This is a genomic window from Lysinibacillus sp. FSL K6-0102, from assembly GCF_038003545.1.
Lineage (GTDB): Bacteria > Bacillota > Bacilli > Bacillales_A > Planococcaceae > Lysinibacillus > Lysinibacillus capsici.
This window is the reverse complement of the sequence record NZ_JBBOPH010000001.1, coordinates 2,688,719-2,700,436: the sequence shown is the minus strand read 5'-3', so window position 1 is coordinate 2,700,436 and position 11,718 is coordinate 2,688,719. Positions and strand designations below refer to the sequence as shown.

The following is an 11,718-nucleotide window of genomic DNA, read 5'->3' as shown; positions in this document are numbered from 1 at the left end:
TCCATACATTTTAGAAGAATAGAAGTATTTTATTTTGATTACAAACATAAAGAGGTGAACGATTGGAAAATTTGCCACCGGGTTATTTTCAGGTGCCTCAGCCTATTCGAGGTGATGGGGCTGGAGGGGTGGATAAGGGGCCACGGGATATTATGAGGGACTTAGAAAATCCTGATATGCTAGTGCCACCAACGACTGATGCGGGTTTGATTCCTAATTTACGATTCTCGTTTTCAGACACGCATATGACCTTAAATCAAGGTGGGTGGTCACGGGAAATTACGGTTCGTGAATTACCGATTGCTACGACTTTGGCGGGTGTGAACATGAGTTTGACACCAGGAGGCGTACGTGAGCTGCACTGGCATCAACAGGCAGAGTGGTCTTATATGCTGCTTGGCCATGCTCGCATTACAGCTGTCGATCAGAATGGTTGTAACTTTATAGCGGATGTGGGACCCGGTGATTTATGGTATTTTCCACCTGGCATTCCTCATTCCATTCAAGGACTTGAGGATGGCTGTGAATTCTTATTAGTATTTGATGATGGGCATTTCTCAGATCTGAACACACTGTCAATTTCAGATTGGTTTGCTCATACGCCAAAAGAAGTGTTATCAGCGAATTTTGGGGTTCCTATTCATGCTTTCGATCACATCCCGAGTGAACAGCTATATATTTATCAGGATCGGGTTCCGGGGCCAATTGATTCTCAGAAAGTGCAATCTCCATATGGGGAGGTTCCGCAAACCTTTAAACATCGTCTGTTAGCACAGCCTCCATTAAAAACACCTGGAGGCAGTGTGCGCATTGTCGATTCGACTAATTTCCCAATTTCTAAAAATATCGCGGCTGCACTGGTGGAAATTGAGCCAGGGGCGATGCGGGAGTTGCATTGGCATCCTAACAACGATGAATGGCAATATTATCTGCAAGGAAAAGGCCGTATGACAGTTTTCACAGGGAATGGAACGGCTCGAACATTTGATTATCGGGCGGGAGATGTTGGCTATGTCCCATTTGCGACGGGGCATTATATTGAAAATACTGGAACAGAGCCATTATGGTTTTTAGAAATGTTTAAAAGTGATCGATTCCAGGATGTATCCTTAAATCAATGGATGGCGTTAACGCCGACAGAATTGGTGCAAAGTAATTTACAGGTCGGTCCTGAGCTGCTTGAGGCTCTCAGAAAAGAAAAATGGCCGGTTGTAAAATATCCTGGTTTTTCCTATTATCCGAAATAATTAAAGCAGGTGGGAAGTTCTCCACCTGCTTTTTGTTTAATATTGATATTTTTTGCGTGTCATTAGCAAAATAGCGATGGCTGGTATTGTACAAATGAGCATGGCTGCGAAGGACAGACCTGGTGATATTTCGTATAAATAGCCACCTAAAAATGTAAGGATGGCGGTACTTAAGCCCATAGCTAATGCAGAGTATAAACCTTGTGCATTGGGGATTTGTTCCTTTGGTAGCGCTTTTGTTAAGTAGCGAATAAAGGCAAAATGGGCTAATGCAAAGGATAATGCGTGCAAGGTTTGAGAAGCGATAAATACCCAGACATTTGGGAACAAAAAGATAAGTAACCAACGTAGGGAAGAGCCGCTCGCTGCTAAGAGTAATAAGGATGATGAGCGCCATTTCGTCAATAACGTATCAGCCTTCATAAAGTAAAGAATTTCGCAAATAACAGCGATATTAATAATCATACCCATATAGAATGGATCAACCTGTAAATCTTCTAAATAAATATAACCGTAGCTATAATAGGAGGCATGTGCACCCTGTAGCAAGATTACGATGAATAAAACAATCGGGAAGCCTTTGATAGTCCATAGTGTTTTCATCGACAATGATTTTGCACGCTGTTCTTTTGTTGGTACTACGAGTAATTCCTTTGGTGTTGCTAATTGTTGCATAAGTAACATGCCCACCAACCCTATAATCATGCTCCAGAAGATGATGTTCTTTCCAAAAACGCCTGTCAGCATACTAATAATTAAAACAGCGATGACAAAGCCAAATGAACCATAGGAACGGCTTTTACCATAATGAATATTGCCATACTGCACAAGCGTAGCGGCACTGCTTTCCACAGCAGGTAATAGCGCTGGGTAAAAAACACTAAATAAAATGGTCACGATTAATAATGCTGTAAAGCCTGTGCTTGGAATATAGAGCAAGGCAGTTAGCAACGAGCCTATTGCTAAAATTGTAATGAGTCGTTTATTGTGTACGTATTTTGCAAGTGTTGGGAAGAAGAAGAGATTGGATGTGGCACGAGCTAGGAGCCCACAGCCCATCACTACACTTGCCTGCGAGACGGTTAGATGTTTCGCATCCACCAGCCAACCTGTCCAGTAGGGTAAGAAAATGCCCCAAGTGATAAAAAATGTAAAGAAATTCTGAGAAAGCCATCGTTGATTGTTCATATAATTTCCGTACCTCCATTAACTATGTTGAATAATAGCATGTTCATCGCTACAATAATGTGAGATATCTCATATTTTTTATAGGAGAGAGTAAAAAATGCATATTTTAACAGCTGAAGCCCGTACCCATTATCTTGAGAAATATCCGATCGATGATTTTTTCTCATTTGATATCAATCCCTATTTAGAAGTCCGCCAGTTTGACAAGGGGGAGTGGATCTTCCAGGAAGGCTCCTTTCCAGACACCGTGTATTACATGATAGAAGGAAAGGCGAAGCTCTATATGACACATAAAAATGGGAAGGTTTCACTAATTGAATACCTAGAAGCTCCTCTTTTTATGGGGGAAATTGAATTGTTAAACGAGGCTAGGTATACAAAGGGGATACAAACCGTCACCAAAACAATTTGCTATTCGATTACACAGTCATGTAAGGAGAAGTTACTTGCGGATGCTTTGTTTTTACGTAGACTTTGTGTATTTTTAGGGGAAAAAGCGACAAAAATGACATCTAAATATACACAAAATCAGGCCTATCCGCTGGAAAATCGCTTAGCAGCCTTTATCCAATTATCAGCCGACCAAGGTGTCTACAAGGAAAAACATACGGAAATCTGCGAATATTTAGGGGTATCTTATCGCCATTTACTATATGTCTTGGCACAGTTTTGTGAAGAGAGGATATTGGAAAAGCATAAGACAGGCTACCAAATTATTGATAAAAACCGTCTCGCACAGCTTGCACAGGAAATACTATGAAAACAACCATTCCATAAAGGTTGCCTATTAGTGCAGATCAGCTGAGGGAATTAATTCAATTTTATAAGTTATAAATTAAAAAGGATTTGACTTCTTTAAATGAAGTCAAATCCATTTTTGTTGTATTCACTTTTTTTAATTAACCAGCGAGCGATATCCTTACCACTATGGTAAAAGTCCACTTCATTTACCTTGTTTTTTTGGATGGAGAGGTCAGGGATGTTTTCTAAAACGTCAAAAGGTAAAACACCGATACATAAATGATTATTTGTTGGAAAATCTCCTTGTTGCTTACTGCCACTTTGTATCGATTCACTATGCTTGTTCATTGAGTTTTGTGTCATATGGAATGCAAGTAGTTCTCCTTGTGCCAATGCTGTGCTTGATGAGTAACCAGTACTTTTCATTCAACATGCCCCCTTTTGTCGTTACAGTTATTGTACAAGACTAAGTGGGAAAATAGCCGTTATTTACAAGCCTTTTACAATAACTTTAAGGTTCATGGAAAATTTAGTGATTTGTAACCGTATTCATACCATTATGGGATAAAAACCATAGAAAACTGATATAAATTCTTTTTAAAAAACTCATACTCAAACTATTGTGAATTTTTCTAACACGAAGTATTATTGTAATTAGATTTAACGTGAAAGTTTTCACAAAGTCGCGAAAATCGTTAGGAGGAATTTTTAATGAGTGCAATTCGAGTAGGTATTGTAGGATATGGAAATTTAGGACGTGGTGTGGAGTATGCCATTTCACAAAATCCAGATATGGAATTAGTAGCAGTATTCACACGACGTGATCCTTCAACAGTAAACGTAGCAAGCAATGCAAGCGTATATTTAGTAGATGACGCTGAAAAATTCCAAAACGACATTGATGTTATGATTTTATGTGGTGGTTCTGCAACAGATTTACCAGAGCAAGGTCCACATTTTGCACAATGGTTTAATACAATTGATAGCTTCGATACACATGCGAAAATTCCTGAATTTTTCGATGCTGTAGATGCAGCGGCACAAAAATCTGGTAAAGTATCTGTTATCTCAGTTGGTTGGGATCCAGGTCTATTCTCTTTAAATCGTCTACTTGGAGAATCAGTATTACCAGTTGGTACAACATATACATTCTGGGGCGATGGCCTAAGTCAAGGACATTCAGATGCTGTTCGTCGTATTGAAGGCGTAAAAAATGCTGTTCAATACACATTACCGATAAAAGAAGCGGTAGAACGAGTTCGTAACGGTGAAAACCCTGAACTAACAACACGTGAAAAACATGCACGTGAATGTTGGGTTGTATTAGAAGAAGGTGCAGATGCAACAAAGGTTGAACAAGAAATTGTCACAATGCCTAACTATTTCGATGAATATGACACAACAGTGAACTTCATTTCTGAAGATGAATTTAAAGCAAATCATACTGGTATGCCACATGGTGGTTTTGTCATTCGCAGTGGTGACAGTGGTGCAAACGATAAACAAATTCTCGAATTCTCATTAAAACTGGACAGTAATCCAAACTTTACATCTAGCGTATTAGTGGCTTATGCACGTGCAGCACACCGTTTAAGTCAAGCGGGTGATAAAGGGGCGAAAACAGTATTTGATATCCCATTCAGCCTACTTTCGCCAAAATCAGCTGCTGAATTACGTAAAGAATTACTATAAACGTAGCTAATAATCCCGATTATCATTGAGTTGATAATCGGGAATTTTTTTAAGTCTAATTTTTTGCTAAAAGTAATGCTTCCTTTATAGCAAGAATAGCCTTTCTAGTTGCCACTGTTAAATTTTCTTTCATAAATGGTACTAAGTCTTTTGGAATTGCAATAACCACATATCCATACTTCACTCAAATTCCTTCGCTCAGTAAAGCAGTTCCATTATAATCGGAACTCGTATAATCTCTATATTTAAAGGCGGTTCATTTAGACACTTTCCTTCTAAATTTTAGTAATATAACAGGATACTAAAATTGGGAAGAAAATACCAACTAAATTCTACTTCCATCCCTCAAACAAAAAATGGGGATAAAATCTATAAAAATACATAAAAAATATGGTAAACTGTCAATAATTTAATAATCTGAATTTTTGTAGAAATTTTTGTAACCTTACAAAATATGGAGGTTATGTTTATATGACAGCAGATATTATTATTCAATCAAAATGTATGGCCCCCAATCCATCCACGCATTGTATTAATAGAGCAACACTAATGCGAACGCTAAAGAAAAGTCATCATCATACTTGTACTTTCTTGCATAGTGGTGCAGGGTACGGTAAAACAACCATTCTAACTCAATTTCTTGCAACCGAATCAAGTACGTTTTCTTGGTATAGTATTTCTGATGAAGATGATAATTTATTACCCTTTTTGAGGCACCTCTTTTTTAGTATACAGCGCGTCGTACCGAATTTTGGTCATACATTTGATGGGTGGAACCAATTATCCCGCTTTCCAAAAATGGATGAGCTCAATCGATGGTATAAGCTTTTTGTCAATTGCCTCTGCGATATAGACGAGCCTCTTCTCATCGTGATTGACGACTTTCACCTAGTAGATCATGTTTTTCCTATTAATTATTTCATGGAAAAAATCATTGAATTTGCTCCACCCAGCATTCATTTTATTTTGGCTTCCAGAACACTACCCAATTGGGATATTATGAGGAAATTAAAGCTACAAAAAAGATGGCTCGTTATAAAAGAGGACGAACTGGCATTTTCAACTGAGGAGATTGCAGTGTTTTTTGAAGAATATGTAGAAGTACATTTATCCGAGGCTGAAATGAAAAAAGTATTAGAGATCACTGAAGGCTGGGCCATTAGCATTTCCTTATTGGCAGAGCAATGGCATCATGCTTCGCTAGATCATTGGCTGACGATTCCCACAAATGAGCTATTCACATATTTATCAGAGGAAGTTTATAGTAGGATGACTGCTACTGAGCAGGAGACCATCTTAAAATTAGCGATTTTTCCTACCTTTTCTGCGGAGCTATTGAAAGCGTTTTATGGCGCTGAGATTGCGCAAATGCTGAATGTATTAACTCAGCGTCATTTATTTATCCAACCTGTGACAACAGATGGCTTCTATCGTTTTCATGCATTGTTTAGTCGATTTTTAGAAATGAAATGGCGACAGTATCCAACACAACATGCGGACCTTCATAAACAAGCAGCATTGTATTATGTAGAACATCAAAATATTATAGCTGTCCTGTATCATGCCTTTAAAACGAATGATCATCATTTTTGCGGAGAGCTCCTACAGCTTCATGCAGAATCAATCGTACGGGCTGGTCAATTTGAATGGTTGCTCGAAAAAATCAATCGATTTAGTGCACAGGAAAAAGATAAATTTTATAAATTAAATTATTTTGAGGGTGAATGTCATCGCTACCGAGCTTATTATGAGAAAGCGAAACAATCCTATGAAAAATGTGCAATCCTCGCACAGCAGCAGCGGGATCACCTATTTATGACAAAGTCACAAGCTGGGATAGCCCATATTTACTTAGACACCATTCAACCTGCTTTAGCAGAGCCATATCTCGAGAAAGCATTAGAGCTAGCGAAACATACACCATTGCGCAAAGAGGAATTACTAGAACTTCAACGGCAATACGCTGAAAATTTAGTGAATCTAGGGAAGGCCAAGGGTGCACAGCTCTTTATGGAGGACGTCGCATTGCCAGAGGATGTCATACAGCGAGCAAATGTTGATGTACGTGTTTTACTACGAACAGGACAACTACGGGAGGCCAAGGAGTTATTAGCGCAGCGCCTTGAATTACCGCCTCAGCTTGTTGCAACCCATCGAGAAAGTGAACTGCTGGCAGCTTTCGTTTATGCACTGTTAGGTCAAGGCAAAGAAGCCTGGTATGCTGCCCAGCATGGCATTCGAAGAGGAATAAAAGAGAAGTCTATTTTCATAGAGGCGGTTGGCTATATCAGAAAGGCTCATGCCCTGCTGTTAATGGATTTCCCAGATCATTATGGGGCATGTCAAGCCTATGAAAAAGCGTTGACCCTCATGAATGCCATTAATATTTCTCGTGTGAAGGCGGAGCCATATATGGGGTTAGCCATTGTCAAACATTTGTTAGGAGATATGGTAGCGGCTAAGAAATACTTAGCACTGGGCTTACAGGAAACGGAGCAAGTTCAAGATGCTTGGATGACAGCGCTTATTCTTTTAGCAGAAGTAAAAATAATACTTTCTGAGCAAGAAATAGGGAGAGCGAAGCAATTATTAAAGAAGACACAGCAACTATTTCAGGAGTGCGGTGATCGCAATGGCTTGATGCATGTCTTATTTTATCAATCAATGATTGCCCTGAAAGAGTGTAATAAGAAGCCGTTTCAACAGTATTTTCAACAGTTTGCACAACTATGTGTCTCAAATGGCTATGAATACTTCTTACAAAGGCCAACGATACTTGGTCCGAGCAATCGAATGGTTTTTTACGAGCTATTGCAATTTAGTCAAAAATGCCAGATGGAGCATCCAGCTATATTAGCATTGCAAAATCATTTTCAGGTCGAGGATAGTATTAGTTATCCGCATGATGAAATACAGATGAATCTTTTCGGGAGTTTAAATTTAATTCGTACACAACGAAAGCTAGAAGACAAAGAATGGCAACGTGATAAATCAAAGGAATTATTCGTATATCTCTATTGCCATCGCCATCGCTTTACACCAAAGGAAGAAATAGCACAGGCATTATGGCCAGATCGTAGTGTCGAGTCCTTGGATCGTGATTTTAAGGTGGTGTTAAATACGTTACTTAAAGTGTTGGAGCCGCAACGACATGCAAGACAAGAGAGCTTTTTCATTCAGCGGAAAAATAATATGTATCAGTTACAAAATATTGCTTTTCTCCAAATTGATGTTGAACGTTTTCACTATTATTACAGCTTAGGAATCGACGAATTTGATCCACAGCTGTCCAATGAGTGGCTCTTATTAGCAGAAGCGAGCTATACGGACTTGCTCTATGCGGAAAAAAAGCAAATCGACTGGCTTACGCAGGACCGTGAAAAACTACAATTTTTATATATCGAAGTCTTGGAACGACTAGCACAAAATGCAACAAGACAACAGCAATATAAAAAAGCCATTTTTTTCGCAGAAAAGATGTTACGCGAAGATGCACTCTGGGAGGAAGCGTATCGCCTGCTCATGTACAGCCACTACCAACTCCATAATCGTTCTCTTGCCTTAAAATGGTATGAAAAATGTGTCCAGCAATTACATCAAGAGCTTAACACAACCCCGATGGAATCCACCATGTCAGTCTATGACTTGATAATGGGTTAGCCAGTGTTGTTTAGGCTAAGCGAAGTGATTCGAACTGCTCCTAAGTAGTATGAAAGTGCTCCTATTGAGGGGAGGCCCGCTCCTAAGAGTAGACAAAGCGCTCTAATTAAGGGTAGAGCCGCTTATAAACCGTGTCAACTCGCTCCAACAGTGGCGTAGTCTAATATAAACTAGAAAAAAATGTAACCTATATGGAGGAACAACAATGCCATTTTGTCAGACGAAAAAAGCGAATATTTACTACGAAATAATTGGAACAGGGATACCTATCATCATGCTACATGGTTTTTCTCCTGATCATCGTTTGATGAAGGGCTGTATGGAGCCTGTTTTTAAAAAACGTGAAGGGTGGAAACGTATTTATCTGGATCTTCCGGGAATGGGAAAAACAACAGACTATTCATCAATTCAAAACTCGGATGAAATGCTAGAAGCGATTATCGAATTGATACACACAATCATTCCACAAGAATCGTACTTGTTGGTTGGTGAATCTTATGGTGGCTATTTAGCGCGCGGTATTATGAGGAAATCAGTGGATCAACTTTTAGGTACTGCCTTTATTTGCCCTCTCATCATTCCTGAAAAAGAACAACGTACGGTGCCACCGCATTGTATTGTACAAGCAGACACCGCTTTTTTATCAACATTAAGTCAGCAGGAGCAAGATGATTTTATGGCTAATCAAGTTGTCTTAGATGCCTATAATTGGGAGCGTTATTCAACAGAGGTGTTGGCAGGGTGTAATCTAGCAGATCAGGCATTTTTAGAAAAAATTCAGCAAAGCTACGGATTTTCCTTTGCCGTTGACGAAAAGTCCTTTGATAAGCCAAGTCTCTTTTTGCTGGGTAAACAAGATTCTGTGGTTGGCTATAAGGACGCGTTATCACTTCTAGAGAAGTTTCCCAGAGCAAGCTTTGCCATTTTAGATAGAGCAGGCCACAATTTGCAGATCGAGCAACCTGAATTGTTTACCGAGCTGATGAGTGAATGGTTGAATCGTGTAGAGGGAGCGATGGATTAAAGTGATACTTGCAAATGATATATTATTTTTAAGAGAATTCAGACAGCAAGACTGGGTTGATGTGCATAAATATGCCTCTCAGGAGGTTGTTTGTAGGTATCAAACATGGGGACCGAATTCAGAAGAGGATACAAAAGAATTCATTCAAAATGCTCTCGATGAAGCAACACAAACACCAAGGGAACGATATGTTTTTGCTATTATTCATCAAGAAACATTAATAGGTGCGGTAGAAATCATGATTAGGGATTTTGTAAATGAAGTCGGGGAGATTGGCTATATCGTGAACCCTGATTATTGGGGTAAGGGAATAGCAACGCAGAGTGCTAAATTGATGATGACTTTCGGCTTTGAAACATTAAAGCTCCATCGTATTTATGCAACCTGCGACCCTCGAAATATTGGATCATCCAAAGTATTAGAGAAAATAGGAATGTCAAAGGAAGGAATATTACGTGAAAACATGCTAATGCAAGATGGCGTTTGGCGAGATTCATTATTGTATAGTATGTTGAAACAAGAATGGTTATCATGAAGCGTACGATTAAAAGTCATCTTTATTTAGGGGTATAAAGCTATGCAGAAGGAAAAGAGCAATAAGAATCCGATGTATCACTGCAATTAAATGCAGTAGGGAATGAGAAAAAAATTATAAGAAAAATAGATGTGGACTCTAAAAAGCAAGAATGTTGATTTCTAAACATTCTTGCTTTTTGTTTTAAGAAATGTTGTTTAGTTGCCATTCTGCTTCGCTCCATTTTCGGGACAGAGCTAGGTGGCTCATATTTGAGCTATCTAGCTTGTAACTAATTTGTAACTGGACTTTTATATAGTGTTGTCATAGCAAGAAAGCGCTTTCTAGGGAGCTTATTTTGAAGGGGGATATGGGATGAGGAAGCAGTGGTATTGGTTTCTTTTAGTGATGTTGGCTGTGGTGTTGGTGGCTTGTAATGGGGATACGAAAGAGGGTGCAACGGAAGCGGATTCTTCTGATGGGGAGACGAAGGCGGTTACTGCGGAAGGCGGCACAATTAAGATTGGTGTGCTTGCATCGTTAACTGGGGCGCTTGAGTCATATGGGAAGCAGACGCAGCGAGGATTTGATTTAGGAATTGAGTATGCAACAGGCGGCACGATGGAGGTCAATGGTAAGAAAATAGAAATTGTATATGAGGATACCGAAACAAAGCCCGAGGTGGCTGTACAAAAAGCGACAAAGCTTTTAGAAGATGATCAGGTTGATTTTTTAGTCGGCTCTTCAAGCTCGGGTGATACGCTTGCTGTTCTACCACTTGCCGAGGAGTATGAAAAAATTATGGTGGTAGAGCCTGCAGTGGCTGACAGTATTACAGGTTCAGAGTTCAATGAGTATATTTTCCGAACAGGTCGTAATTCATCACAGGATGCCTATGCGGCAGCAGCGGCTATTGCAGGCAAAGGTGTGAAGATTGCTACATTTGCGCCAGATTATTCGTTTGGCTGGGATGGTGTGAATGCCTTTAAAACGGCAGCGGAGAAATTAGGGGCTGAAATTGTACTAGAGGAGTATGCAGATCCTGCTGCAACAGATTTTACTTCCAATTTGCAAAAAGTGATTGATGCGAAGCCAGACTATTTGTTTGTGGTTTGGGCAGGAGCAAATTCACCATGGAATCAAATTGCAGATCTTAAAATTCAAGAAAAGGGCATTAAAATTTCGACGGGTGCGCCAGATATTATTGCGCTTCAATTTATGAATCCATTGGTTGGGATGGAAGGCTTCTCGGTGTATTATCATACACTTCCTCAAAATGATGTCAATAAATGGTTAGTAGATGAACATCAAAAACGTTTCAATGAAGTGCCCGACTTATTTACGCCTGGCGGCATGTCTGCGGCGATTGCTATTGTGGAGGCATTGAAACAATCGGATGGGGATGCAGACGCCAACAAGTTAATCGACGTTATGGAAGGTATGTCCTTTGAAACACCAAAAGGGACAATGACATTCCGTGAAGATGATCACCAGGCTCTACAATCCATGTATTCGATTCGCTTAGAGCAACAAGATGGTGTGGATTATCCAGTACCAGTACTTATTCGGGAGCTTAGTCCTGAAGAGACAGCACCGCCCGTTATGAATTAAAGAATTGAGAGGCAGCATAGCTGTCTCTCTACATAAATGTG

At 39.6% G+C, this 11,718-nt stretch carries 10 protein-coding genes; 7 read left to right on the top strand and 3 right to left on the bottom strand.

Annotated elements, in window-relative coordinates; translation table 11 throughout:
- Window positions 1–62 precede the first annotated feature (62 nt).
- A complete protein-coding gene (locus NYE73_RS13675) occupies window positions 63–1,247 on the top strand; it encodes an oxalate decarboxylase family bicupin (protein ID WP_048393109.1) in 1,185 nt (394 codons plus the stop codon).
- Between the two features lie 36 nt (window positions 1,248–1,283).
- On the opposite strand, the gene NYE73_RS13670 is transcribed toward NYE73_RS13675, so the two are convergent.
- Window positions 1,284–2,435 carry an MFS transporter gene (locus NYE73_RS13670; RefSeq protein WP_048393107.1) on the bottom strand — a complete coding sequence of 384 codons (1,152 nt, stop codon included), beginning with the start codon at window positions 2,433–2,435 and terminating at the stop codon, window positions 1,284–1,286.
- A gap of 97 nt (window positions 2,436–2,532) precedes the next feature.
- On the opposite strand from NYE73_RS13670, the gene yeiL reads away from it, so the two are divergent.
- Entirely contained in the window at window positions 2,533–3,195 is a 663-nt protein-coding gene (gene yeiL / locus NYE73_RS13665) for a transcriptional regulator YeiL (RefSeq protein WP_259950279.1), read from the top strand.
- 95 nt (window positions 3,196–3,290) lie between these two features.
- On the opposite strand, the gene NYE73_RS13660 is transcribed toward yeiL, so the two are convergent.
- Complete coding sequence (locus NYE73_RS13660) at window positions 3,291–3,602, bottom strand: hypothetical protein (RefSeq protein WP_048393103.1); 312 nt, start codon at window positions 3,600–3,602, stop codon at window positions 3,291–3,293.
- A 285-nt stretch (window positions 3,603–3,887) separates the two neighbouring features.
- Between NYE73_RS13660 and NYE73_RS13655 the strand changes: the two genes are divergently transcribed.
- On the top strand, window positions 3,888–4,868 hold the full coding sequence (locus tag NYE73_RS13655) for a diaminopimelate dehydrogenase (protein ID WP_009371727.1): 981 nt from the start codon (window positions 3,888–3,890) through the stop codon (window positions 4,866–4,868).
- Window positions 4,869–4,923: 55 nt separating this feature from the next.
- Here NYE73_RS13655 and NYE73_RS13650 read toward each other — a convergent pair whose 3' ends face one another.
- On the bottom strand, window positions 4,924–5,052 hold the full coding sequence (locus tag NYE73_RS13650; protein ID WP_009371726.1) for a hypothetical protein: 129 nt from the start codon (window positions 5,050–5,052) through the stop codon (window positions 4,924–4,926).
- A 287-nt stretch (window positions 5,053–5,339) separates the two neighbouring features.
- On the opposite strand from NYE73_RS13650, the gene NYE73_RS13645 reads away from it, so the two are divergent.
- The 4 genes from NYE73_RS13645 (at window position 5,340) to NYE73_RS13630 (ending at window position 11,677) form a co-directional block, all read left to right on the top strand.
- The gene (locus NYE73_RS13645) at window positions 5,340–8,528 is read left to right on the top strand and encodes a BTAD domain-containing putative transcriptional regulator (RefSeq protein WP_259950276.1); all 3,189 of its coding nucleotides are present in this window, start codon (window positions 5,340–5,342) and stop codon (window positions 8,526–8,528) included.
- 205 nt (window positions 8,529–8,733) lie between these two features.
- Entirely contained in the window at window positions 8,734–9,552 is an 819-nt protein-coding gene (locus tag NYE73_RS13640) for an alpha/beta fold hydrolase (RefSeq protein WP_259950275.1), read from the top strand.
- 1 nt (window position 9,553) lies between these two features.
- On the top strand, window positions 9,554–10,087 hold the full coding sequence (locus NYE73_RS13635) for a GNAT family N-acetyltransferase (RefSeq protein WP_259950273.1): 534 nt from the start codon (window positions 9,554–9,556) through the stop codon (window positions 10,085–10,087).
- Between the two features lie 354 nt (window positions 10,088–10,441).
- Window positions 10,442–11,677 carry a substrate-binding domain-containing protein gene (locus NYE73_RS13630; RefSeq protein WP_259950272.1) on the top strand — a complete coding sequence of 412 codons (1,236 nt, stop codon included), beginning with the start codon at window positions 10,442–10,444 and terminating at the stop codon, window positions 11,675–11,677.
- Window positions 11,678–11,718: the final 41 nt, after the last annotated feature.

Bases quoted from the DNA above. Each gene is read 5' to 3' on its own strand.
- NYE73_RS13640 (WP_259950275.1), top strand. From the start codon at position 8,734: ATGCCATTTTGTCAGACGAAAAAAGCGAATATTTACTACGAAATAATT.
- NYE73_RS13660 (WP_048393103.1), bottom strand. From the start codon at position 3,602: ATGAAAAGTACTGGTTACTCATCAAGCACAGCATTGGCACAAGGAGAA.
- NYE73_RS13630 (WP_259950272.1), top strand. From the start codon at position 10,442: ATGAGGAAGCAGTGGTATTGGTTTCTTTTAGTGATGTTGGCTGTGGTG.
- NYE73_RS13655 (WP_009371727.1), top strand. From the start codon at position 3,888: ATGAGTGCAATTCGAGTAGGTATTGTAGGATATGGAAATTTAGGACGT.
- NYE73_RS13670 (WP_048393107.1), bottom strand. From the start codon at position 2,435: ATGAACAATCAACGATGGCTTTCTCAGAATTTCTTTACATTTTTTATC.
- yeiL (WP_259950279.1), top strand. From the start codon at position 2,533: ATGCATATTTTAACAGCTGAAGCCCGTACCCATTATCTTGAGAAATAT.
- NYE73_RS13645 (WP_259950276.1), top strand. From the start codon at position 5,340: ATGACAGCAGATATTATTATTCAATCAAAATGTATGGCCCCCAATCCA.